This window comes from Pedobacter nutrimenti (assembly GCF_003208655.1).
Taxonomy (GTDB): domain Bacteria; phylum Bacteroidota; class Bacteroidia; order Sphingobacteriales; family Sphingobacteriaceae; genus Pedobacter; species Pedobacter nutrimenti.
Genome location: NZ_QKLU01000004.1, coordinates 200,719 through 226,296 on the forward strand (window position 1 = coordinate 200,719; position 25,578 = coordinate 226,296).

Genomic DNA, 25,578 nt, shown 5'->3' on the forward strand with positions numbered 1-25,578 from the left:
GAACAACGCTCCGCAAAACTTTAGGTAATTTAGTTCAAACTATAAAATTCAACAGAAATGAATACACAGGAAGTAGCGGACCGACTGGTCCAGCTTTGCCGTGAAGGTAAAAATGTCGATGCCATCAATGAGCTGTATGACGAACATATTGTGAGCAGGGAGCCTGCAGGGACCCCAATGGAAATCACCGAAGGAAAAGAAGCTGTCCGGGACAAGACAATCCAATGGATCAACAGTGTTCAACAGGTTCATCATGAAAGCTTTTCGGATGCCATGGTGGGCGGTGATTTTTTCTCTTGTGTGATGGAAATTGATGTAACGTATAAACAGCATGGCAGAATGGCCATGACCGAGATTGCCGTATATGAAGTTAAAAACGGAAAAATTATTGCAGAGCAGTTTTTTTATCGTATGCCTGCTTAAAAATTATAAAACAAAAAAGCCCGCTTCAATCAGGCGGGCTTTTTGCTAAGCGATCATCGGTTTATATTTGTTCCAGTTCAGCCCAATGATCCAGAGGTTAATGGCCAAAAGCGGTAAAGCGAAGGCAAGCCCCGATGGATCTACAACCAGGTTGTGTATGGTGACCCCCACCATAACCGGTAAAATAACGATGGCACCCAGTGCGCGGGTTTTGGGAAAAATGAATAACAGGCCGCCCAATACCTCAATAAAACCCACCAGCGGGATCAGCCAGATGATACTCCCGAGTGCCGTCATTACTTTCATTTGCTCGATGGTTAATCGGGGCATAGGCATGTAATTAAAAAATTTGTTTAGCCCCGCATTGATGAACATCAGCCCAAAAAGCAGGCACAGGATAAATTTGACAATTTTCATTTCATTTATTTTAGTGGTTAACGATCCGGTTTATAAACAAAAACTTATCATTAAGTTAACACATTTCTTCAAGAAAAACATTAAAAAAGGTGTATGCTAATGCTAAAAAAATTAATTTCAACCTGTAATCTAAAACCACTATGCAGCTTCCGGACCCTACGCTGATCCTTAAAAATGTAAGCAGACATATCCAGCTTAACCTGAATGAACAGGAATACTTTCTTTCCTTGCTGCAAACCCGTGAACTGCCCCGAAAAAGCTATTTGCTCCGGCAGGGTGAAATTTGCAGATCTGAAAACTTTGTCCTTAAAGGCTGCCTGCGGGCCTATACCACAGATGAAGACGGAACAGAACATATTGTGATGTTCGGCCCCCAGGACTGGTGGATCAGCGATCTGGCCAGTTTTTTGAGCCAAAGGCCTGCCACTTATACCATTGACGCCCTGGAAGACACGACCCTGCTGCAAATCAGTAAAACCGACCTGGAAAAATTATACGGTAAAATTCCCAAATTCGAAAGGTTCTTCAGGCTGTTGCTGCAAAATGCCTTTGTTGCTCAACAGGATAGAATCCAGCAAAATCTTTCTTTTACGGCCGAACTGCGTTACCTGGACTTTATTAAAAAATACCCGCGGCTGGAACAACTGGTTTCCCAGAAACAAATTGCTTCTTATCTGGGCATTACCCCCGTTTTTTTAAGTATGATCCGCAGAAAATTAAGCCGCAGGTAATTTATTAAACTACTTTAACGTTTCGCATTTTTCTTCTGCATTCTTTTGTTCAAAAAAAAGACAGATGAAAACAGCAGAAATCAATACCAACAGCCATGTTCTGTTGCGTGCTACCCTAACCGCAGGTGTATTAGATGCCCTTGCCGCCATTGTGGTGTATTACTTATTTTTCCATTACAATCCTGTTCAGGTTTATCAGTTTGTAGCCAGTGCCCTGCTTGGGCCACAGGCCTATAAAGGTGGCCTGCCCGTTGCCCTTTTGGGTTTATTTTTCCATTTTTTTATTGCTTTTGCCGCAAGCCTGGTCTTTTATATGGCTTATCCCCGAATTCCGTTTCTGGCCAAACATTATATCCTGTCTGGTTTGGGCTACGGTTTGCTGATCTGGCTGGTTATGAACCTGCTGGTCCTTCCCCTCACTAAAATTCCAGCGGCCCCTTTTGATGAAGTTTCTGTGATTGCCATACTCTGGCATATGCTGCTGGTTGGCCTGCCGGTTTCAGTGATTATTCACAAAAACAAGTAAAATTTCCGTGCCTAATCGAAAATGAATCCTGTCTGTTAAAGGTTTGAACACCTTTAACAGACAAGATTACAATGTGATTTATTTAACCGTCATCTGTTTTTTACTCACCGTATGTGCACTAAAATAACCCAACGCATTGTTATTGATATTTGAAGGCGGATTTCCAGGCGTTGTTCCCCCACCCGGACCATTCTGGGATTGCTGGCTTAGGGTAAACCAGTACAGAAATATATTTTTATCAATACACTGCATTTCTACTTCTACCACATCTCCGGTCCTAAGCTGGTCCTGATCTTTATTGTTGCCCGTGTAAAACAGTACGCTGGGCACATTGTTCCCGTCGGTGAGGCGGTCATTTTCGGCATAGACCTGTTTGGACTGAACGCCGTTGACCTTCATCACAAAACGATACTGATTGGCCACCCCGGCCGGGTCCTTGTAGTGTACTTGTGCCTGTTTTTGGTCATCGCCTCCAAAATTAAACACCTTCACGTCCAGGGAATCGATACCTACCGCCACAGGCATGACCGAACTTGCTGTATACACCTGGTTATTTGCCGTTACCTTGAGTGTATAACTGCGGCCGGTTTCTCCTTTCAGTGAACTGAATGTATAGGTCCCCGGAGCAGTTTCAGAGAAGCTCCAGGAATGGCCCTGATCGTCGCTTACACTCACCACAGCGCCACCAACAGGCGGATAGGTATTCAGATCCGTATAAGGTACAGATTTACTGATTTTAACAACCTGCTGCCCCTGCTGGTTCGTCATATTGCCTTCAATTACCAATTGACTGACGGCGTTGTCGAGCTTTACATCAATTACTTTTTCGCAGGCCGTTAGCCCAACCACCCCGGCCAGAAGCACCGATATGTATTTAATTTTTTTCAACATGATCTTTAGAATTTAAAATTATAGGTCACTGAAGGGATAATCCCAAAAAGACTGGTCTGTACCGCTTCGGTCCTTGTCGGATCGTTTTCCTTATCCCTAAACCTGATGGCATAAGGATTTTTGCTGTTTAATGCATTGTAAAGGCTAAATGTCCAGCTGGACTGAAACCGGCGGGTTTCTTTGGCTTTTAAGGTTGCCCCGATGTCCAGACGGGAAGTATTTGGCATGCGGCCCGCATTTCGGTCTGTATAATAATAAGTGGTCAGCCCGCCAATATTATATTTTCCGGCCGGATAGGTGACCGCATTTCCTGTATTAAAAATATAGTTGGCAGAAACCGACCAGCGTTTGTTTAAATTGTACATGGCCACCAGGGACAAATCGTGTGTGCGGTCTTGTCTGGCAGGGAAATATTTTCCCTGGTTAATGCCATCAAACTGACGTTCGGTTTTGGAGAGTGTATAACTGATCCAGCCGGTCAGCCTGCCCCTGGTTTTTTTTCCGTAAAGTTCTATTCCATATGCCCGGCCTTTTCCGTACAGCAACAAGGATTCTACTTCATTATTTGCCGTCAAATCTGCCCCGTCCCTGTAATCGATTTGGTTCTGCAGCCATTTGTAATAGATTTCAGCAGAAAACTCATAGGTATTCTGATCTGTATTTTTAAAATAACCAAGGGCCACCTGGTCGCCGATTTCGGGCTTGATGTTGTTGCTGCTCATTACATACTGGTCGGTTGGCGAGCTGGTGCCCGAATTACTCAGGATATGGATGTTCTGGGTATTGCGGTTGTAAGAAGCCTTAATTGCATTCTGATCATTGACGCTGTAACTTGCTGAAAACCGGGGTTCCAGGTTAAAGTAGTTTTGAATGAAGTCACCGCTTTTATACGTACTTGTTGAAACCAGGCCTCCAGCGGCCGAATAGGTATTGATCTTTCCAGGACCGAGCAGCGAAAACTGGCTTAGGCGTAGGCCAAACAACAAATTAAATTTTTCGCTCATTTTCCACTCATCCGATAAATAAGCCCCGAATTCCAGGCCGTAACGTTTTTCTATTGACAGCGGATTAAAACTGGAATTTGCTGTAGTGGTAATATCTGATGGTGCAATCTGGTGATGCGTTCCTTGCAGACCAAAACGCAGGATGTGCTTGCTGCTGAAGTATTGAAAATCCTGTTTAAAATTTAAATCCCTGATCATGGATTTCACCTTTGCATTGCTCTTTTCATCAATCAGCTCTATGGCATAGCTGTAACGGTTGTATATGAAAGAGGTATTTGAAAACAACCGGTTATTGAAAACATGGTTGAAACGGATGGTCGCAGTTGTATTTCCCCAGTCATTGGCAAACAGGTCTTTGATCCCGATGTTGTCCTGACCAAAATAGCCCGACAGGAACAGGGTATTCTTGTCATTAAATTTATAATTCACTTTCGCATTAATGTCATAGAAGTTGAGCGTATTTTTTTTCAATACAGAATCTCCAAAAGCCTTTAGCAAAAGATCAATATAAGTACGTCTTGCGCTGATCATAAAGGAGCTTTTATTTTTTACCAGGGGACCTTCTGCTTTAATGCGTGAAGCAATGAGGCCTAATCCGCCTTCTACCCCAAATTTTTTATCGTTACCATCCTGCATTTTAACATCCAGCACAGAAGACAAACGTCCTCCATATTGCGCAGGCATACCGCCCTTATACAAACTGACATCTTTAATCGCATCTGCGTTAAAAGTGGAAAAGAAACCCAAAAGGTGCGCTGAATTGTAAACCGTGGCTTCATCGAGCAAAATCAGGTTCTGGTCGGCGGCACCACCACGGACAAAAAAACCGGTATTGCCTTCACCGCCCGACTTTACGCCCGGCAAAAACTGAATGGTTTTTAAAACATCCTTTTCACCCAATAAGACCGGCACATTGTCCAGGTCCTTCATGTTGATTTTGTTTATGCCCATCAGGGGACTTTTTACATTTTCATTTTTCTTTTCTGCTGCACTGATCACCACCTCCTGTAAGGCAGAAACCCCGGCAAGTTCCACATTGATGGTCATCGCTTTACTGAGCTGCACTTTTTGAACAGAACTTTGATAGCCACTGTAGCTGACCAGCAGACTGTATGCTCCAGCCTGGGCAGTCAAGGAATAAAAACCATAGGCATTTGTGGCCAGTCCTGTATTCAGAGACGCGCTTTGCAACTTAACGCTAGCCCCGATCAGGGTTTCTCCTGTTGCCGCATCTTTTACCGTACCGCTGATGGTATAACGCTGCTGAGCAGATAAAATAAGCGGAGCTGAAATCAGGAAGGATGCCAGAAAAAGTAATACTATTTTCATACGAGCTTGATATTTCATGTCACGAAAATATCCAAAGCCTGCAACCGCACCTCCAAAAAAACCATGAGCTGTATAGAATAGATCATCAGCCGTTAAAAAAATATACTGACCCGTATTCCTGTTTTTAAGCCCTCTTGCAGCACGCTGATCTGCCCTCTAAAACAAAGCCTTTTGTTTTCTAAGAGTTGACCGAAAAAAACTATGTAATTATGATGTCCTAATTATTTTCTCATCAGATGAAAACTATATAAACGACCCTGTTATCACCCTGTTACCACCCTGTTAAGACCTAGTTATCACCTAGTTTTTTTTGGACAGTTTATCCGCTGTTTTTGGGCCAGTTTCCAGCAGTAAACGGAGGAAATCAGATCAGTCATTTAAGGCCCATGCGAATGCTCGGTAGCACCAGCATAAAGATGCCTTTTTCAAATTTCTTAAAAACAAAAAGCCCTGGAAAAATCCAGGGCTTTTTATACGTTTAAGTTTTTGCAAACACTAGTTCCAATTGTCTATTTTGACATCATAAGGATTGGGTGCGCCTTTCCCTTGTTCAATCAAAGATTTCAGGCTCATCAGAAACAGGGCCCATTTAGTGCTGCAATGGTGCATAAATTCTACCGGCTCCCTCCAGTCCAGGTGTTTAAAAAGAACAATAATGTAATCGCCTTCTTGTTTCAGTTCCCAATTGATCCGGGTGCCAATCCATTCTTCATGTCCAGCGACAACCTCCCAGGTTACATGTGCAGGGGATTTGAGTTCAGAAACTTTCATATCGAAGCCTCCTGCCCCAAAGCGGAATTTAATAATATCTCCAACCTGATTGCCTTCTCCTTCAGTATCCTCCGTCCACCATCCGGCAAGACCGTCCCTGGTGGTTAATGCCCGGTAAACATCGTCCAGGGACGAAGATTTGATTCCAATTCTGTGCAAAATATTTGCCATACGTTTTTCTCCTTTCTTTTACGTAAAGTTAAGCGTCCAGAAACAGATATATAGGGTACAAAATAGACATTCTGCCGGGCCGATCTGGACATTAGAACATCTTATCCGTTAAAAAGTAGTCTGAAAATTCTAATTTCTAATATTATCTTTATCTGAGTCACTTCTCTTTTCATTTATGCTCTTTTATATATCCGTCTTTCTTTTTATCTTAATCATTTTTGGCATCGCTATTTTTTTATGCTATTGGATCCCAAAGAAATTCGGTTTTCCTAAAACCGGAAAAATTCTGGCATGGATAGCTGGATTTTCTATTGTCATTCTAATCGGAACATTCATTTTTGAAGATCAATTTTTCACCAAGTCCAATGCAAAAAATTTCCTTTTTCAGCAAGGAATAATTCTTAATGATGATTTTGAAATTATGGAAAATAAATCTATGTGGGGCCCAGGTGATTATTATAATACTTTTAGTCTTAAAATTTCAACCAAAGACAGATTAAGATTAATAAAAGAGATTTCTAGTGCTGTAAATTTTAAAATTATCAACAAAAGTGAAGAAGATGATATTCAAAAAATGAAAAGCGATAAGATTATTCAAAATTACGAGACCGAGACACAATTTGTCCGGACTTATTTTGAACCCTCCAGCGGAAATTACGCACCTGTTTATAGAAAAATTGAAATTGATAAAAAAAAAGACTTACTCATTTTCGAAGATATAGAAGAATAAATATCAGGAAAGATATAAAAAGGGCCCTGTTAATAATTTACAATAACGAACCCTTTTGTTTTATTATTTCATCGAGCGCAGACCGATCATATTCCCTTCCGTATCCTCTATAAGGGCAATAAAACCAAAATCGCCTACACTCACTTTCGGACGAAGTACTTTACCACCGGCAAGCTCCACTCGGCTTAATTCCGTATCAATTTCCTTTGTATCAAAATAGACCAGAGTTCCACCAACACCTGGCTTTGCCATGTCCAATTTGACCAGGGCGCCACCTATAGCCCCCAAACTCTGATCACCGGGAAAAGTAGCATACTCCATGTGTGCATGTTTTTCATTGCTAACTGGTACATCTGTAAGCTCGCATTTAAATACTTCAGCATAAAACTTTTTTGCCCTATTGAAATCTGAGGTATAGATTTCAAACCAATTCACTGTTCTTTTCATTTATCTCCACTTTAAATTAAACCAATAATTCAAAATTAAAACGGATAAAAACAGATCCACTTGTCATAGGACAAGAAATGCTAATCCTTAAAAATTTCCTTCCGGATCCGGCTCAACGATGTGTCTGTGATCCCTAAATAAGAAGCAATGTATTTTAAAGGAGATTGAGTAACGATCTGGGTCCTTTCTTTGATAAGGTTTAAATATCTGTCAGTTGCATTGATGGTTAATGCATGAATTGAACGCTGTTTTAAAATAAACAATTGATTTGTTGCCCAGGCCCGTCCCCACTCCCTAAAGCCTTCTATATTGTGCAACAACTGTTGAAAAGCATCGTATTCAATTTTCCATGCAATACCTCCAGACAGGGCCTGAAAATTTTCGGCAGAAGGTATCCTGTGAAACAAAGAAAGAGATTCTATTAAAATTTCTCCGGGACAATAAAACTCCGTGGTGATTTCATTGCCATTATAGTCGTAAAGAAAAGACCTCAATAATCCTTTTTCAATCAGATAAAAGGATTTGGAAATTTTTCCTTTTTCCAAAAGTAAATCGCCTTGTGAAAATTCAACTCTGGTATGCGCTTCACCAATCAGTTTATAATTTTCTGGCCTCAGAAGCGAGTGATGGTAAATCGTCTGAAATAATTCCATTTAACTTTTAAATTTTAATACCGGTTTTTAATGGTATTAAATTAAATGATTTTTTATGGATTTACGCTCCCTTCTTCAGCAAAACTGCACCAGATGGGTACGTCACTCCCACCCGGTACAGATGCCTTTTCAACTTTTAAAAATTATACCTCAGGCCCAGCTGCATTTGCGCTCTTGACCCAAAGTAATCGATGCTGTAGGGTTTACCCGGGTTGTTAAAGGTAAAAACCGGATAATTACCAGCGTTTTGCTGCGGAGGAAACAAATTCTGTGTTAAACCCACACTGCTGGTTGAATTAAACGTATTTGGTGAAAAATATTGTAGCCCCCAATTCCTGCTGATCAGATTGGTAATGTTCATCACATCCACCGTTAAGCTGACAGACTGAGAACCTTTCCGGTTGACAAACAGCTCATGGGACAGGTGCAGGTCTGCCTGGATGTTCCATGGGGTACGGCCCTGGTTCCGTTCTGTAAACATGCCCCTTCTGCTACTCAGGTACTGGTTTCCATCAATAAAAGCATTAAAAGCTTCGGCCTGCTGCGCTGCCGTTTTTCCCGTCAGGTCTTTAAAATAACGGATGGCCTCTTCACGCATTGGAATATAGGTTAAACTCACCTGCTGTGGTAAACCCTGCGTACTGCCGTTGACAATGCCGTAGGTAAAAGGGCTGCCCGATTGCGCGCTGAAAAACAAACTGATATTGGTTTTACCGGCTTTTTTCCACTGGTGGTCATAGCTGATGCTCGATACGATGCGATGGCGGACATCAAAGTTGCTATAGCTCAGCGAAGGGTTGTTCGGCACCAGCGACTGGTTCAGCTGCCAGTTGCTTTCCATAGAGTTCCGGACCCCATTGCTCAGATCTTTAGATTGTCCGTAGGTATAAGAAGCCGAAATGTTCAACACCTTGGCAAATGTTTTGGCAATGGTACCGCTAAGGCTGTAACGGTAACCTTCTGAGGTATTGCTCAACAAATAAATATTTGAAAAGCGGGGATCAACTGTTCCCGAATAAACAGGCTGTTGTTTTTGTTTGTCATAACCATAGTACAGCGGGTTGTCTTTGGTATTGAGCTGCTGGAACAATACGTCGTTTAAACTTTTGGTGTACATCCCTTCCAGGGTAAAACGCCATTCGCTTTCTGTTTCGTAATCTATTCCCAAACTACCCCGCAGTACCTTAGGCATCACAAAACCATTATCGATCAGGTCTACCTGCGTACGCCCGCTGCCCGGATCGTTCACTATGGTCCCGTTTTGCCCGATAAACCCGGCAATTCCGTTCGGACTTGGCTTTACCGGGTCTGTTCCTGGTACAAAAGGCTGCTGATCGGCCTTCTGGTCAATGGCACCAAAATTATTACCGGTATTGTAATAAGCATAGGCCAGCCAGGCGAAAGGAATACGGCCGGTAAACATTCCCAGACCGCCCCTGAAAATCAGTTTCTGGTTACCCAGGGCATCGTAACGGAAACCCAAACGCGGGGAAAGCTGGACCTGGTTTAAAAATTTGTTCTCTATACGTTTTAACGGTGTATAGCTGTAGGTTGTTCCAAAATTCGGATCGGCCATAATGTCCCTGACCTTATCACTTAAACTAGGCATGGTAGGCAAATTCACCACATCAGCCCTCAAACCCGGGGTAATACGCAGTTTGTCGCTGATGCGGATCTCATCCTGCACATACAGGCTGTACATGTTCACCTTAAAATTTGCCGCAGGGTTGCTCAGCAGGTAGTCACGGCTGTTATTGAAATAGTTATAACTGCCCCTTACCCTGTAAGGGTTGTTGTTGACATAGTCTTCAATGCTCAGGTAATCCACACGGCCATTCCAGGCATTTACAAAACCATATTTAATGTTGTACAACTCATTGTGGGTACCCACTAAAATTTTATGGCGGCCTTTGGTCCAGTTCAGGTTTGCGGTAAACTCCCAGGTTTGCTGTTTCATATTAAAAATACTCGCCTCACGGTCTGTACCCAAATAAATCGTTGTACCTGGTGTCCTGCCCATAATCTGTACCTGCGGCAGGGCCGGATCACCCTGTGGGTCCCTGCTGTCTTTCACATTTGTAAAACCAACAATCAGATTGGCCGACAGTTCATTGTTGAAGCGGCTTTTCAGTTCGGCCACGGTGCTGCTCTGGTTGTTTTCCTGTAAGAAAGCCATGCTGCTGAAACGGAAATCCTGCTGGTCGCGGTCCATATGCGTCGCCTTACTGAAAATGGTATTGTTGCGGATGGCCAGCTGGTGTTTGTCATTGATGTTCCAGTCCAGGCGGTTAAAAAATTTCTGCGATTTGCTCCAGGTATTAAATACCCCCGCGGTACCTAAGTTGACCGCATTGCCATAGCGTGTTTTGGTGGCCTGTTCAATGGCGCCTGCATCGGCAACACTAAAAATTGCGCTGGTTTCGGCTGTGCCAACGTACAATTGTGTCGGGTCCTGGCGGCGGGTAATTTCTTCGTTGCTGAAAAAGAAAAGTTTATTTTTAATCAGCGGGAAGCCCACACGAAAACCCGTCTGGTAATCGTAAAAGTCACTGTTCATTTTGCCAAGGCCACCTGCCCGGTCGCTGCCGGTTATGGCAGCGTTTCGGCCAAAACCATACACCGAACCAGTTAAAGTATTGGTACCACTGCGGGTCACCGCATTCACAGATCCTCCTGTAAAATTTCCGATTTTCACGTCAAAGGGCGCAAGGTACACCTGCATGTCTGCTATGGCATCTATAGAAATCGGATTGGTGCGGGTACTGCTCCCGTTCATACCTGATGTTCCGGTCTGCCCGCCCAGCGAGGGGCTAAAGCCAATGGCATCGTTGTTGACCGCACCGTCAATCGTAACGTTATTGTAGCGGAAGTTCGTGCCGCCAAAACTGTTGTCCCGGCTTCCCTGAGGGGTTGAACGGGTCAAATCGGTTATCGAACGGGAAACAGAAGGCATGTTACGGATTTGTTCGGCCGAAATGTTTTTGCCCGTTCCATAGGTATTGGCCGATGGTTTGCGCGCATGCGCCGTAATGGTGACCTCGCTCATGGTTTGCGCGCTGCTGCTGAGTACAAAAAGCAGTTGCTGCGCTACACCCAGGCGAAGGTAAATGTCTTCACGGGTATCGGTTTGCATGCCCACCATGCTTGCACTTACCCGGTAAGGGCCGCCGGTACGCATATTGTTAATGGTAAAACGCCCGTCCTTATCGGTAGAAAGGCTGTATTTTGTTCCCGAGGGGGTATGTACCGCGATGATCGAAACACCCGGCAGTGCTTCCGCCCCGGCATCTGTAACCCGTCCGGTCAGTGCGCCTGAAGTTTCCTGGGCAAGTGCAGCTGCCGGTGCACAGAACAGCAGAAAAAAGGCCATGATCATCCCTGACCAACGATATAAATTGTTGATTGTTTTCATCTTTTTGTTTGCTATGTTTAGAAATTACCTCAGCACTTCTCCTATAATATGGATCACCCCGTTACCTGTCACGATATCTGTTTTTACCGGTGTAATGGCCGATGGGTTTGTTGCCCCTTTAAGCGTTATTCCAGTAAAACTATTCGGTACATTATACTCAGCGAGTAAATTGACCGTCATTGTTTTATCATTCAGCATTTGCTCAGTATAACTGGTGGTGCCCACAGGTGTGAGCAGGAAGTAGTCCTGCGCAAACTTGCGTTCTTTAGCAATATGGTAGCTTAACCAGGTTTTGAGAACGGCCGGATCGGCCTGCTCTATGGCTTCCAGGCTGGCATAACCATATCGCTTTACCGCATCGTTATTTGGTGCAAAAACCGTATAACCGGTGCTGCCGGTTAAAGTCTCCAGCAATCCGGATAGTTTCAAAGCCTGATAAAACAAGGTCACCGTTGTATTCGCTGCCAGTCCCTGTTTCACCGTAGCATGAACATTCGGCACCAGTATACGGTCCAATACCTGCAGGGTACCGTTATCCGCTTTGGTATCGGCCTGCAAAACACGCCCACCGTTTATGGTGGTGAGGGTGTCCTGTCCACGTTTCACACGGCTCCAGTACACCTTTGTCCCCAGCAAAGTTTCCAGTTCCTGGTTCATTTTCAAGGGCTGTCCTGCAAATGAAAATGCCGCTTTGAGTGTATGGTACCGGTTTTCTTCGGCAAGTTTAGACACGGGCTCATCAAGCACCGCCGCCGGATTGTAATATATTTTTTTATAAGCGACATCCGATGGGGCCAGTAAAGTATAAGATCCCGGCTGACGAAGCGTTTCGTCCAATCCACTCCTGTATAAGGAAGTAGCCAGATAGGTCAGGCCAAAGTTATCCCTCACCACGTCTGTCAATGTATTTTTCTTTTGGTTTTGCGGGGAACCGGCATCATTCTTCTTGCAAGAAAACAAGGTGAGCGGCAACAGGGTGCAAAACAGGTATTTCTTTAATTTCATAACCTTCATTTCTTTATTTTATTTCTTGTGCCACATGCTAAAATCATTTGGAACAAGGATTCTGTCTACAACATGGATAGGCCCCTGGAGGGTATTGATGTTTTCTTCTACAACAGTTGCCGGTTGGGGATTTGCTTTAATGTGTTTTACCGTTAACTGATGGTTGGCCAACCTATTGAATCGATAAGGCACATATCCGCTTACCCAGCTGCCCCCGTTTATGGTCGCATACATTATCGGATAATTTGCAAGGATCCTGTCATCCAGCATATGTCCGTAAAAAGTGACCTCGTTCATGTCTTTTTGTCTCTGTACGGACAGGCCAACCATGGTATAATCGTCATTATAGATTACGTTGCTAAATGTCTCTGCGGTATACTGATACCTTAGCAAACTGTCTATAGGCGTAAGTTCGTTGCCATTGAACATGTCTTGCGGCGGTATCCGGTTTTGTAAGGCCCTCAGGTCTGCTTCATTCTGGATACCCATTTGCCGGAAAGCCTCATTTGTAGGCGCAAACAATGTAAACCGGATCAGGTGACGGGGATAATAAACGTCTTCATACATAGTGCCCTCATAATGAAAGCCAGCATCTACCAGAAAATTCAGCGGTGGTTTATACATAGGGTACATGTTCAGGATCATATCTTGTTCATAAGCTTCATTGCTGATTTCCATCGCTTTTAGATACAAACTGAAACGGCCGTCTTCCCGCAGTATATCTATCATTTGCTTTTCCGGCTTTTTCAGCACACGGTCTATAAAAAGAGCTGTACCTTTTGCAACAGAGGCTTCTTTACTGACTTTTACAGCTATGCCATTATCCAGTAACTGACCTTCTTTAACCGTAAGGGAGTGGCGGTATGCATAAGGAACAGTTCCCAGTACAGCCCCCTCTCTTCTTATGCCTTCCTTGAATTTAGAATGTTTCAATAAAGAAGGGATGATTAAGTCCGTTTGTGCGGCCTTCAATTGTTCCAGACCAATATTACTGGCTGCTATATGATAGCGCAGCAAGTCCTGCAAGTCATTTTTAGTAGCAGCGGCAATTTTAGCACTGCTCAATCCTGCTTCTCCCATCGCTTTATCAGAGGGAACAAAAAAGGTTAATTTATTCTGGGTCTCTTCGACACCCAATACCTTGTCCATTTCTGCTTTTTCCCAGGCAGCCTTGAACAGGCTATATTCACTGCCGAGCAAAGTGCTCAATGAGGGATAATCAGGTGCTTGAATGGGTTCCCCCACCGGGTCAGGCATAAATTCGCTTTTCTTGCATGCCGTAATGACCAACATCAGCAGCAATACCATTGCCGTTAATTTCGTATATGAAAATACTTTCATCATCAATTTATATTTAGTCCTTAATTGATTTTCGCTTCCGCAGGTAAAACCAGCAAGCCGGTAATGCCGTGTACCACTCCGTTATCGGCTTTATAATCTGTACGGTAACCGGGTTGTAAATTGGTTTTGCGCAGCGGAATACCACGATCGATCAGCCGCTTTTCCACAATAAACGGCTCCATTTCCAGATTACTGGCTATAGCGAAAAGGTAGTCCTCATCACCGACAATAGGGGCACGGTAAAACGGGCCTCCGTAATACCCTGAGCCAGCCTGTTTTCCGTATATGATCATATCGGAAATAAAAAAATGATTGTACAACAGGTATACACGCCATAACCGTTTATAATAGGCGGCAGGGTCCAGGCTTTCCAGCTGTTGTTTTGTGATCCCTTCCTTTTCAAAAGCCTGGTTATCCGGGGCAAAAACAGTGATATATTCCGGCCTGGCCAAACGGTCCCAATCGCCCGTACGTTTAAGCAGGGTTACAAACAGACTGTACTCTTTCCTGCCGGATAGGATATCCTGCACACTAGGCTGATATTTTAATACTTTATCAATCAGGTGAAGCACTCCATTCGACAGCACGATATTCTGGGTAGTTTTTGGGGCCAAAGCACCATTCACATAAAGGTCCCCCCTGATGTTACATGTTGCACAGGCTTTTTCATATTTATAGCCCACAAACAATTCTTTACCTGCCAGGTTAACATACTTGTTGTCTATGGTATTGGCAGGAACATCATTGCGGTAAAGTATACGGGGCAAAATGTGGTATTGCAGCATCCTGCGCAGGCTGTCCTGGTTCATAGCGGCAAAATCGCTTGCACGTACAATACCTAAATCGTTGAAGGCCTTGTTGCTGGGTGCAAATAAGGTGTAAGGGCCTTCTTTGCTCAGCAGTTCCAACAGGTTGGCCTGCTTTAAAGCCGCATACAGTAAAGTGAAGTTGTAATTGTTCTTTACAAAATCTGCAGCATTGCTGTAGTTATCGCTTTCTTTATAGACCACCAGCTCATCGTGCTTACAGGCATTGAAAAATAAAAGAAAAAAAGCGAACAGGTAAAACATCACTTTTTTTAAGCTCATATAAGATATCTTGTTGCTCATCGTCTTAATAAATAGGTTGTGGATACTTGCGCTGCACAGTCGTCAGAAATACGTTTCCGTTAACAATTTCTATACTGTTCACGACACCAAAAGTTCTGGGGTTATAGATACCTGAATGCGTGCTTATGGTGAGCCCCGGAAAAAACGCGTTCAGATAAAAGTTCGGGTTATATTGTGCATGGTCCATCTGCAGGTATGCATACCTTCCTTGCAATGACTCCACAGATGCATTCAAAAATGTATTGGGCGGTTCCGAATAAGTCATAGAAGTTGCCGGATCTATGGGCGGGGCACAGAATTGTAAAAACTGCCAGGTATTGGAATAAACCTGCTTATTCGATTTTAAGAAAACCGGAAAGCCATAATAAGGCGTCACCTTTGGATCGTGCACGGTCCTGAACACCGTTCCGGCAAACTGAAAACTGAATTCAGGAATCCGCTCATGCTTAGGATTTCCCCTGAAATCTACCCCACCGGGTGTGATGTGCGTCATAAACACATTCATCGTATCGCGGACACCGTACCTGAACAGACTACTGGTCGATGGTACAGGCAATTTCAGTTCAGAAGCGGCACTCCTAAAACCATCTGCACTGAGGTTATAAAAATTCACATAACTGAGCGTATCTGAAAAGGCTTGTTTATGAAAGGTTTCCTGACGGACATACAATCCGTTTTTTTTGGTTTTAAAATTCAGTTGCAAAAGATGTATGGTATACACCTCACGGACAGAAAGGTCAATCACCGTATCCAGGAATACTTTACGCTGCTGTTCATCCGGGAGCTGTGCAAAAGGCACATTGCTGATCGGACGCGACATGAATAAAAAACGGCGTTTACCTGATTTCACCTGCGCCCAGTTGGTCAGATCAAAACCATTGAGAATGGGTCCGGTAGGTACAAGTTCCTTACCCGGATATTCAGGGTTGAATTTAGAGGTACTCAAACCTGCATGTGCCGCATTGGGTGCAGCGTAAATGCCACGTTTATCCAGAAAGTCACCCACCACCAGGCCGCCTACAGGTTTCCCTGAAGCATCAAACTCCGGATCGATGAACATGCAAAAGAAAGGCTGCAGTTCTTCTTTATTGTCTAAAGTAAGGGTATAGGTCAGGTTGTTGAATACGCGGATATAGGCGGGATCTTCTACCACACGGTACTCTGTCTTTTTACAAGAGGACAGGTAAAGGGCAGTAAAAGCAAATAATAAAAAAATTAAAATCTTAGTCTTCATAGCTTTAATTCTATTTAGTGTGTTTAATGACCATAAACTTTGCTTTTTCCGCAGAACTATTCTTGTCCGGATCACCGATAACAGCAATGGAATAGACACCAGGTTCGTGCGCCGGCACTTTACGCCCTACAGCAGTATACAGGCTCTTATTGGCCACAAGACTTTCACTGGATAATGGTGTAATTTGCTTCAGCCAGTCGCCCGGAACACGTGCCGGGGCAGAGCTATAGGCCATAAACTGATAGTACCCGCCTGAGGCGGTGGTGCCGTACAGTACAGAAGCATAGGGTTCATCGGTTTTGAGGATACCCAGCTGTTCATTTACACCACTGCCGTTGGCCAAATTCTTTGCATAAGGCAATCCATCTCCATTGGTAAAGGTGACATAGGGCAACTGGCTGCTGAAATTTAAAAACCTGAAGTTGAAATAATATTCAGACTGGTACCTGTCTATCGTACTGTTGGTCCCGTCCTTTCCGCTGCCAATGTAACTTGTACCGGCAAGGTTATTGGCTGCCAACAGGCTTTTTACCTGTTTGTCCTGGTCTGTATAGACCCAAAATGTATAATTCTGACCTCCCAGAAGTTCTACTTCTTTGGAAAGCAGCGTTTGCCCTGTTTTAGACAGGACTTCCAGCACCTGCTTTCCGGCAACCACCCGTTTATATTCCGAGGCTGTACCGTAGGCCGTTACCGGGCTGGATTGCCCTTTTACTTTCAGGACCAGGTCCTGGCCTATGACCGTATTGGCCAGTTGTACCTGTGTATAAGTTACATTCTGCGGTTCGCTGACATCTGAGATGATGCGGAAACCATTCTGTATGGTCTTGACATCGTCAGTATTTGTCGTCCAGATAAAATCTGCAGGGTGAATGACAATGGTATATACACCGCCGGGTTGAAAAGTACGGATAGGTGCATAAGTAAGCCCGGAATTTACAGTTGAAAAACCAGGCCCTGTCATTTGCATGGTTGAGGTAAACCTGTCAATGTAGTTGTAATACGTCTGGCCTGCAGCAGGTACCTGACGGCCATCGTCTGTCAAAACTTTAAACTGATAGGTACCATAAGGTACTTCCACGTATTCTGACCAGGTATTGCTGGCAATCCCTGAGGTTGCCGTGCTCACCGGGGTCCCGTCTGCATAAACCAGGCTCAGTTTTGTGAACAGGTCTTCCACCGTATAGGTTGGTGCAATTTTCCTGGACAGGTTTAAGATGCGGATTTTAAAATGGTCCGGTTTTGAAGGCGCCGTGATACTCCGGGGCACCTCCAGTAAATCGGTCGGGTTCTGTACCAGCGACTGGTGATTGACCAGCAGGTAGTAATCTTTCGGCTGCTCATCGTTATCTTTTATACTGAAGGTCACTTCCCGGGAAGGAACAATATTGGTTATGGTGGAAATGAAAGTCGTTTTCAGATCGGCTTTACCGTCTTTGCGAAACAGTCCCTGCGGAACAGGCCAGGTTTGTCCTAAAAAACCATCCTTTGGAAAATAGCGTGTCCCCGGAGGGGTCAGTTCCCCTGGCGGAATATTTCCTGAACGCTGCGGAGGAACAAAAAAATTCGTTAAGCTGTCCCCGTTGGCAATCAGCTGGTTGTTTTTGGATAAATTGACCAAACGTACATTGGATGACTTTACCGCATCGGTTATGCGGCGATAGTCGTAAGTATAATCCGCATTGTCCTTTTTACATGCTGCGGCAAGCAGAACAGTAAAAATGAAAAGCAGAAAACTGCGGATGGGTATAATGCTGTATTTCATGACTAAAACAAATTATAGGTAAAACCAAACATGAACTCGGCGCCCCGTTTATAACTGCGGTTGATGTATTCATTGCCGTACCATTTACCACCTGTATCCGGGTTTGAATACACGGTTTTGATTGCCGGGTTTAAAATGTTTTTGGCATAGCCTTTAAAGAGCAACCTTTTATTTAAGCGCTGACTGAACACCAGGTCCAGCATGGCAAAAGGACGGGTATATAAATCGGGCTCGCCGGTCAGATTAATCTGTACCAGACGCTCCCCTACCATGTTAAAAGTGGCCGTCAGGTCTGTACCTGATTTTTTACTGGCATAATTCAGCCAGGCGTTAATGCTGTAAGGAGCCTGTTCAAACAAAGGGCTGTTGGTTGGAGCATTCCGGTCCACAGACCAGTTTGCAGCCAGCCTTTCCGGGGTCTTTTTGACATTACTTTGTGCCAGCAACAGATTTGTTCCCAGAAAGAAACCCTTAGCAGGCGCCCAGATGGTTTCCAGGTTTTTAACCAGCTCCAGCTCCAATCCATATACACGGCCCTTATTGGGATCATTCTGGAACTGGATCACCGGAAATTCCGGAAAGGTTGCCGCCAGTCCCTGGGTCTGTAAACTGAAAACTTTCACCAGCTGGTTATTGATTTCCTTACCGAAAGCCGATACCGCGATCACCTCACCCGCTGCCGGGAACCATTCCCAGCGGAAATCCAGGTTTTTGGTCGACTGGTTGATCAGGTTTCTGTTCCCTACCACAAGTCCCATCTGGAAAGCATCAAAGTCATAGACATTGGTGATTTCCCTCAGCTCCGGCCTGGCCAGGGTCGTATTGAATGCGGCACGGAAATTCATATTGTCGTTCAGTGTATACGTCGCATTTACTGAATAATAAGGTTTGTAGCCCTGCTTATACACAGAATTAGGGTTCTGCGGGTTCAGATTAATCATTCCGTTCTCATTTGCAGCAATCAGGGAAGGGTCCAGAAACACATTTTTAGTGTCTACAGCAGATTGAATATTGGTGTTTTCAAAACGGACACCCCCTACTACCCTGAGTGCATCGGATACCTTCAGGTCAAGCATTCCATAGACCGCATTGGTTTCGTAAAAACCGGTATAGTTGTTTGGAGATTTCTGGATGTTGTACAGGAAACCACCTACAGGAAAATCACCTTCTCCCACGCCACCGGAAGGCGTTTTTATACCGATGACCTCATTGCTGACCAACCGGTTCAGGTTACCTTCCACTTCGTACAAAGGAATATAAGAGAACCGGCCTGCCTGGGCACCGGCATAAGATCCATAATTGGTAAAGTTAGATCCCGGCAGGAACAATACATTTTCCCCGAATTTACGCTCCCTGTTCAGGTAATTGATCCCGACTTTAAATTCCTGTTTAGTACCTAAAAAAGAAAATGGAACGGCCAGGTCAGCCTTGTAGTTGTAATTCGTCTCTTCCAGTTTACGCCAGCGCCTTCCGTTGGGATCGGCCTGCATAATCCCGTAAGGGCCAAAACCATTTACATAACCGGAGGTCAATGCATAATACCTGTCGGTATAAATGTATTTGGCAATTGGTGTATTAGGGAGATTATTGATTACCGGTATTTCATACACACCGCCGTTTCTGGGTTTATAATCCACCAGGTTCACAAAACGGTAATCCGGATCGTTCTGACCAGATTTTGAGGTGGCAATGTTATAGCTTAACCGCGGTGAGTATTCCTTATTGAGCAGCTTGTGTTCCCCCTGTAAGTTAAAGGTATTTAAGCTCCTGAAAGTTTGTTTCAAAGAGTAAGTGGTGCTGTTCACATCACCGGGCAGGCCGGAATAATAATATCCCCCGCGCAGGTTAGAAGCGGTATTTTCACCACCCCAGCTGCCCATGTACTGGAAGCTGACCTCATGTCTTGGATTGAAACGGTAAGTTAAACCGGCCAATAAGCCATAGTTCAGTGTTTCTATCCCTGTATTTTCTTTATAAGTCTGGTATTTCCCCATCACAATATTGTTGGTGGTGGTATAGTTGGGGATTTTACGCTGGCTGTAGACATATGGGTTTCCCGTTACGACGCCCTGGTAAATACTATATTGTGTCAGGTTTCCATCATAGATGTTTGAGGTGCGGCGATAGTAATTTCCACCAAGAATAACCCCCAGCTGGTGGTGGTCAAAAACTTTATAACTGTTTCCGAAGGTAGCCGAGTACAACTGGTTGAGCGGGGCCCTTTTGGTTTGTGTGGTCAATACCGGGTCAAAACCCTGCATAATGTTATTGATGCGGGAAACTTCTTTTCGGGCATCCGCATTGTAATTGCTTGCCGCAATCATTTTTTGTATAGAGCCAAGACCATCAGGATACTGTTTGGACAGGTTTAAAAAATCAGCGGACAGGTCCTTCTTGTTGATTTTTGTACCAAGGAAGCCCATGTCACTGTTCCAGAAACTGTTGTAACGGCCCCCAATACCTATATTGGAATTAAACCCGGTTTGGGTAATGACCTCAAAGGTCATTTTTTCAGGCACAGATTTCGTTTTCAATTCCACAATACCTGAAGCGGCATCGGCAGGTTTATCTGGTGTTACCGTTTTATATACGGTAATGTTATCCAGTAAAGAAGCAGGAACCAGGTCCAGCGGGATGCTGCTCCGATCCGGATCAGAAGAAGCGAGCCTGACCCCATTCAGCTGACCGATGACCGAACGGTCACCCAATCCTCTGACAGCTATATATTTATCATCGGTAATGGTTACCCCGGAAACCCTTTGCAGGGCCTGGGTTGTGGTAATACTTGCTGTTCGTTCAATTTGCTGGGCAGATATGGCATCCTGTACAATAGACGATTTTTTACGCTCATCCAGTACCGCGGTCTCCGTCCTGGTGTTCCTGCGGGCCTGAACGGTAACCTCGCTCAATGCCGTACTGGAAGGACTTAAAGCCACGGTAATCCCCTCGCTGTTTTTACCCAATTTAACTTCCCTGCTGTTGTAGCCCATATAACTGAACACCAGGGTCACTTCAGGACTGCTCAGGCTCAGGCTAAAATTCCCGTTCTGATCGGTCATAGTCCCTCCTGGTGCATCTTTAATCCTTACCGACACCCCTGGCAGGGTTTCTTTGGTGTTTGCATCAATGACTTTTCCGGTTAAACGGTACTGGACCGGCCGGGCAACAATGGTGACAAAACCTCCGGCCACTTTGTATTCCAGCGGCGTATTTTTCAACACCTGGTTAATGGCATCCCTGACCGTGATTTCCTGCGCATTTAGGGTCACTGTTTTGCGGACCGGGCTGAGTAGGTCGGTCCTGAACAGAAAACGGATGTTGCTGCTTTGTTCAATGACAAGCAAGCTCTCTTTGACACTGGCATTTTCGATGTTTATCCGAACCTTTTTTTCCAGATTCTGACCATATCCAGAACTTGCAATCAATACATTGGCAAGGATGAGCTGGATGACAACCGAAATAAATGAACACTTCATTATAAAATAGAGGTTATCTTTTATTTTTAATGGTATGGAAGGATACTGATATAATCCTTTTTGCATATTTTTGAAAAATTAAGGGTTAACCCGGCATGCCGGGATTGCTTTTAATGTTCATTAAGCCGGACTGACGTCGAAATCCTCCGTGCTTATGGATTCAGATGCGTCCCTGTCTTTGTGCAGGGACGTTATTTTATAAGTAGAATAGCTTTACATATATCTCCTTTCCCGTTTCATTTCTCTGGTTTTAATAAATCGCAACTGTATTTTTATTTTTGAGTTCGTATTTCAGCCCCGTCACCGCGGCCAGTCCGTCCAAAAGTTTGTTAACGGGCACATTGGTATCCAGGTTTACCGAAACCGGTATATGGCCAAGGGATTTTCTCCGGATGCTGATCCGGACATTGTACCATCTGCCCACTTCGGTTAAAAGCTGCTGCAGCGGAACCGCTTTAAAAACCAGCAAACCCTTTTTCCATTTTTCAGTATCCTCCACATTGGCCTGGCTTGTATTGGCTTTACCCTGATCGTAGGTCAGCTTAAGGCCCGGGGTTAAAACCGCCAGGGATTGTAACTGATGGTCCCCCTCTATACGGTCTACCCTTACTTTACCTGTTGTCACCGCCACACTCAGCGGCTGACCGGCAAAAGCAGTGACTTTAAAAGAAGTACCCAGTACCATGGTCCTTACCTTTCCCGTATAAATGACAAAAGGCTTTTTAGGATTTTTGGTCACCTCGAAATAGGCTTCCCCCTCCAGGTGAACGGTTCTTTGTTCTCCCAAAAAACGGCGGGTATAAGACAGTTTACTGCCTGCCCCCAGGTAAACCCTGGTGCTGTCGCTGAGCAGAAAAGAACTCCGCCTGCCATAAGGATTGATTTTCTGCTCCAGTACTGCCGCATTTTTCTGTTGCTGGAGTTCATTGTTTTTAAAATTCAGTACACCATAAACGGCAAAACAAAGAATGATCCCAGTCCAAATGGCGGCATTCCGTAAAAAATAGTTTTTTTGACGGTGGATTTTAAGTTCAGTGTTTTGTTCTCCAGGTAAGCCAAGACGTTGTTCCAGCTCTCCCTTCCATTGCTGTAAAGATGCGTCATCGACCTGAAAACCATCAGCCGCTTCCCACTGCTCCTGCATGAGGGTATTTAAAAGAAGTTTGCCCCTGGGCTCCTGAAGAAAATGGTTGACCACCCGCTGTTCTGCGGCCGTACATTCACCTGCTATAAATTTTTTCAGTAGTGCCTTATCTACGGGCTGATCCATTTCACATCTGTTTGAAAGGGCGTAACGCTGTTTTTGGAAAACAGTACTAGTGGCAGAAAATATTTTTCACCTCAAAACACCTAAGCGACTGTCTATCAGTTATAAAAAAAAATAAAAATTCGTTCCCGTCAGGAAAAAAAAGTAAAGACGGAGATCAACAGGATAGATACCTCGTGGTATTCTTCCATCTGTTCCCGGAAATATTTGAGGGTTGCACTCATCTGATTGCGTACGGTGTGTACAGAGAGGCTCATTTTTTCGGCAATTTCGGCATAGGTCAAATCCTCGCCTCTGCTGAATTCAAAAATCTTTCTGCGCTGGGGCGATAAGCCCTCCAGTTTACTGGCATACAGGTTTTCAAGTTCTTTGTGAAGAAATGGTGCATCTGCCGAAAACGCAGTGCCCTGATGGTATTCATGATGAAGGTCAAGCGACTCGGTCATGATCCTGGATTTGCGCAAATGGCTGTATACGGAATTTCTGACCGCTTTGAACAAATAGGGTTTTAACCCCTGCTCTGCATAAATTTCCCCTTCGTTTTTCCAAAGCCTTACCATCACATCCATCGCCAGTTCTTTGGCAACTTCCGTGTCTTTGAGCAAAGAAAATGCAAAACCATACAATCTTTTAAAATAACGGTCAAACAGTAAACTGTATGCTTTTGCGTTTCCGGTACGAAAGGCATTCAATAATTGCTGATCCGATAATTCCGTCTGGGGCTTCATGGCTTCATTCAAAATGACTGAGCCAAATTTAGCCGCATAGCGATAACTGATTAAAAGGGCAATATTATCCTTTTGTTAAGAAATTAAGTTCAAAAGATCACCCAGAGAACATTCCCGAAATGCTGCTTATAAATGATCTTCCAGGTACTGCCTGGCCTGGTCCTGCGTTAAAACAGCAAAATCCTTATAACGGTCATGGACATCAATAATTTCTTCAAGGGCTGCCTGTACCAGTTGTTGGTTTTCCCACAACTTAAGGTGGGCAACCACCGTTTGGATACAGCCTTTCTTATAGGAAATTTGTCCGATTACATGGACCAGTGTATTTCTGACCCTTGCGGTTTTATCGTATTGCAGTTCCTGCAGCAGGGGCAAAATATCCTGCGGGTATTTGCGCCCCCGGAGTTCTATACCATGACAAATTTCCCTGCGGATTTCTTTGTCCTGGTGGTGCAGGTACGATCTTGCCCATTCCAGCACCGGCACGGGGTTTATCTCGCCCATTTTTTTTATGGAACCAATCACTGCGTTTCGCGGAGAATGGTGCTCATCAAATAAGCCTTTATCAAAAAAGTGCTTTACACGCTCAAAGTCTGTTTTGCCGATTTCCCCTGCAGCATTAATGACAGTTTGCCGGATTTTAAAATCAGGTTCCGGAAAAAGTTTTTCCAGGGCGCTGATGATTGCCGGCCTTAGTGGAGCATCAGCTATATATATTTTACCAATGGCCAGATAGGCCGATTTGCGGATGTACGTATCTTCGTCGGCAAAATAAAGGGTTGTTTCTTTAAGGTCTGCGCTGGCCAGCTCTGCAAAAATGTTTTTGTTGATTTCAGCAACAAGATTTAAACGTTCCTGCTTATTTAAATCGTAAAATCCCATATATCACAATTGTATTTAAGCTCAGGAAAATCCTTTTCTGATCAGTTCCATAAAAGTTTCATTATTGGACCGCTTAAAAATAATGTCCCGGCATCCATTGAACCGGACAAATGCTTTTAAGGCCTGGACAAATTTTTCAATAATGGCCGGTCCAAGGTCCAGGGCTTCAAAATGGATGTTATGAACAAGGAGTATTTTTTGTTTGCGGTCGGCTTTGGCGTCCATTCTAGCTATAAAAGTTTCTCCGGCCAGTACGGGCAAGGAAAAATAACCATACAGACGTTTGGGCGCGGGTACAAAACATTCGATCTGGTAATCAAAATCGAAAAAGTCCTTTAAACGATGACGGAAAACGTTGAGGATGTCAAAGGGTGAAAGAATAAAGACCTCATTAGAGAGTTGAACGTCCACTTTCTGGTCGGGCAACATATAAAAAGGGCCTTTCAGGCCTTCTACAGTGACCACTTTTACCATGCCCTGCTGAACCATTTTTTCCAGCTCTTTTTTAAGCCCGTTGTCTTTTACCCTCCGGGCACGCCAGGCCATTTCTTTTACTGAAGCAATACCCAATGCGGCTAAGGTACGCCGGATCACAAAACGGGCATACTCCTCTACGGAGGGTGTGCTCAGGTCTGTTTCCTGCGGCACCATATTGATTGGCAGGTCATAAACTTTCTGAAAGGCTTTGGTCCGACTGATCATCAGGCTTCCATTCAGGTAAAGCCTTTCCAAAGCCACTTTAGCCGGCCGCCAGTCCCACCAGCCAGAGCTGGCCTCCAACCTGTCATATTCAAAATCCCCGACCATAACCGCCCCTTCCCGTTCCACCCGGTCCATAATCTGTTTCATTAAATTGAGTTCTGGCCTGCTGAGTGTTTTGCCTTGTGCTTCAAAGTTTTTTTTTACGGGCAGTGAAAAACGGAAATCGTGCATGGGCAGGTAACCTGCATCGGAAGTGAAGTACTCGTACACACGCCCTTGCTCGCACAGTTCCGCCAGCCAGGCGGTTTCATAATCCGGTATGCGTGCCGCCATCACATGATGATGGGCCCGCTCCACCACATAATTGGTATCTAGCTGTACAAAACCCAGGTGGTCAATGACATTATAAACTGCTTCTATCCCCTTTCCGAACTGTGCTTTTCGGGCAAGTCCGGCAGCATTAAGAATAATTTTCCGTGCCTGTGATTTGCTAAGAATTGTATTTTCCATTAGGGTTTTGCTGGATGCAATTTAAAAAATACCTGTCGCTATTGGATATTAAAA

21 protein-coding genes are annotated in these 25,578 nt (G+C 44.4%); 4 read left to right on the forward strand and 17 right to left on the reverse strand.

Features of this window, described 5'->3' with window-relative positions:
- The first annotated feature begins 57 nt into the window (after positions 1-57).
- Positions 58-423, forward strand: coding sequence for a nuclear transport factor 2 family protein (locus tag B0O44_RS12310; RefSeq protein WP_110830868.1), 366 nt, complete (start codon positions 58-60; stop codon positions 421-423).
- 45 nt (positions 424-468) lie between these two features.
- Here the strand turns inward: B0O44_RS12310 and B0O44_RS12315 are convergent, their stop codons facing one another.
- Positions 469-840, reverse strand: coding sequence for a DoxX family protein (locus B0O44_RS12315; protein ID WP_110830870.1), 372 nt, complete (start codon positions 838-840; stop codon positions 469-471).
- Between the two features lie 140 nt (positions 841-980).
- On the opposite strand from B0O44_RS12315, the gene B0O44_RS12320 reads away from it, so the two are divergent.
- Both B0O44_RS12320 and B0O44_RS12325 read left to right on the forward strand, forming a co-directional pair.
- The gene (locus B0O44_RS12320) at positions 981-1,571 is read left to right on the forward strand and encodes a Crp/Fnr family transcriptional regulator (RefSeq protein WP_110830872.1); all 591 of its coding nucleotides are present in this window, start codon (positions 981-983) and stop codon (positions 1,569-1,571) included.
- Between the two features lie 64 nt (positions 1,572-1,635).
- Entirely contained in the window at positions 1,636-2,097 is a 462-nt protein-coding gene (locus tag B0O44_RS12325; protein WP_110830875.1) for a hypothetical protein, read from the forward strand.
- A 78-nt stretch (positions 2,098-2,175) separates the two neighbouring features.
- Here B0O44_RS12325 and B0O44_RS12330 read toward each other — a convergent pair whose 3' ends face one another.
- The 3 genes from B0O44_RS12330 to B0O44_RS12340 form a co-directional block, all read right to left on the reverse strand.
- Positions 2,176-2,988 carry a DUF4249 domain-containing protein gene (locus B0O44_RS12330; RefSeq protein ID WP_110830877.1) on the reverse strand — a complete coding sequence of 271 codons (813 nt, stop codon included), beginning with the start codon at positions 2,986-2,988 and terminating at the stop codon, positions 2,176-2,178.
- Between the two features lie 5 nt (positions 2,989-2,993).
- Positions 2,994-5,321 (reverse strand): TonB-dependent receptor, encoded by a 2,328-nt coding sequence (locus tag B0O44_RS12335; protein WP_245943653.1) that lies wholly within the window; start codon positions 5,319-5,321, stop codon positions 2,994-2,996.
- A 495-nt stretch (positions 5,322-5,816) separates the two neighbouring features.
- On the reverse strand, positions 5,817-6,263 hold the full coding sequence (locus B0O44_RS12340) for an SRPBCC family protein (RefSeq protein ID WP_110830883.1): 447 nt from the start codon (positions 6,261-6,263) through the stop codon (positions 5,817-5,819).
- 175 nt (positions 6,264-6,438) lie between these two features.
- Between B0O44_RS12340 and B0O44_RS12345 the strand changes: the two genes are divergently transcribed.
- On the forward strand, positions 6,439-6,993 hold the full coding sequence (locus tag B0O44_RS12345) for a hypothetical protein (protein ID WP_110830885.1): 555 nt from the start codon (positions 6,439-6,441) through the stop codon (positions 6,991-6,993).
- Positions 6,994-7,056: 63 nt separating this feature from the next.
- On the opposite strand, the gene B0O44_RS12350 is transcribed toward B0O44_RS12345, so the two are convergent.
- From B0O44_RS12350 to B0O44_RS12410, 13 genes are all read right to left on the reverse strand, one after another.
- Complete coding sequence (locus B0O44_RS12350) at positions 7,057-7,440, reverse strand: VOC family protein (protein WP_110830888.1); 384 nt, start codon at positions 7,438-7,440, stop codon at positions 7,057-7,059.
- 80 nt (positions 7,441-7,520) lie between these two features.
- A complete protein-coding gene (locus B0O44_RS12355) occupies positions 7,521-8,093 on the reverse strand; it encodes a Crp/Fnr family transcriptional regulator (protein ID WP_110830891.1) in 573 nt (190 codons plus the stop codon).
- A 136-nt stretch (positions 8,094-8,229) separates the two neighbouring features.
- Positions 8,230-11,505 (reverse strand): TonB-dependent receptor, encoded by a 3,276-nt coding sequence (locus tag B0O44_RS12360; RefSeq protein WP_245943654.1) that lies wholly within the window; start codon positions 11,503-11,505, stop codon positions 8,230-8,232.
- Positions 11,506-11,529: 24 nt separating this feature from the next.
- Positions 11,530-12,510, reverse strand: coding sequence for a fasciclin domain-containing protein (locus tag B0O44_RS12365; protein WP_170123324.1), 981 nt, complete (start codon positions 12,508-12,510; stop codon positions 11,530-11,532).
- An 18-nt stretch (positions 12,511-12,528) separates the two neighbouring features.
- Positions 12,529-13,854, reverse strand: a complete 1,326-nt coding sequence (locus B0O44_RS12370) for a fasciclin domain-containing protein (RefSeq protein WP_110830899.1) — start codon at positions 13,852-13,854, stop codon at positions 12,529-12,531.
- 17 nt (positions 13,855-13,871) lie between these two features.
- The gene (locus tag B0O44_RS12375; protein WP_110830901.1) at positions 13,872-14,960 is read right to left on the reverse strand and encodes a fasciclin domain-containing protein; all 1,089 of its coding nucleotides are present in this window, start codon (positions 14,958-14,960) and stop codon (positions 13,872-13,874) included.
- A 4-nt stretch (positions 14,961-14,964) separates the two neighbouring features.
- Positions 14,965-16,194: a hypothetical protein gene (locus B0O44_RS12380; RefSeq protein ID WP_110830904.1), complete on the reverse strand. Its 1,230-nt coding sequence runs from the start codon at positions 16,192-16,194 to the stop codon at positions 14,965-14,967.
- Positions 16,195-16,204: 10 nt separating this feature from the next.
- Entirely contained in the window at positions 16,205-17,959 is a 1,755-nt protein-coding gene (locus B0O44_RS12385; RefSeq protein ID WP_110830907.1) for a hypothetical protein, read from the reverse strand.
- A gap of 2 nt (positions 17,960-17,961) precedes the next feature.
- Positions 17,962-21,435 (reverse strand): TonB-dependent receptor, encoded by a 3,474-nt coding sequence (locus tag B0O44_RS12390; protein WP_245943655.1) that lies wholly within the window; start codon positions 21,433-21,435, stop codon positions 17,962-17,964.
- Positions 21,436-21,685: 250 nt separating this feature from the next.
- Positions 21,686-22,705: a FecR family protein gene (locus B0O44_RS12395; protein ID WP_110830912.1), complete on the reverse strand. Its 1,020-nt coding sequence runs from the start codon at positions 22,703-22,705 to the stop codon at positions 21,686-21,688.
- A 128-nt stretch (positions 22,706-22,833) separates the two neighbouring features.
- On the reverse strand, positions 22,834-23,430 hold the full coding sequence (locus B0O44_RS12400; protein WP_110830915.1) for an RNA polymerase sigma factor: 597 nt from the start codon (positions 23,428-23,430) through the stop codon (positions 22,834-22,836).
- A 126-nt stretch (positions 23,431-23,556) separates the two neighbouring features.
- On the reverse strand, positions 23,557-24,312 hold the full coding sequence (locus B0O44_RS12405; protein WP_110830918.1) for a HEAT repeat domain-containing protein: 756 nt from the start codon (positions 24,310-24,312) through the stop codon (positions 23,557-23,559).
- A gap of 21 nt (positions 24,313-24,333) precedes the next feature.
- The gene (locus B0O44_RS12410) at positions 24,334-25,524 is read right to left on the reverse strand and encodes a winged helix-turn-helix domain-containing protein (RefSeq protein ID WP_110830921.1); all 1,191 of its coding nucleotides are present in this window, start codon (positions 25,522-25,524) and stop codon (positions 24,334-24,336) included.
- Between the last annotated feature and the right edge of the window lie 54 nt (positions 25,525-25,578).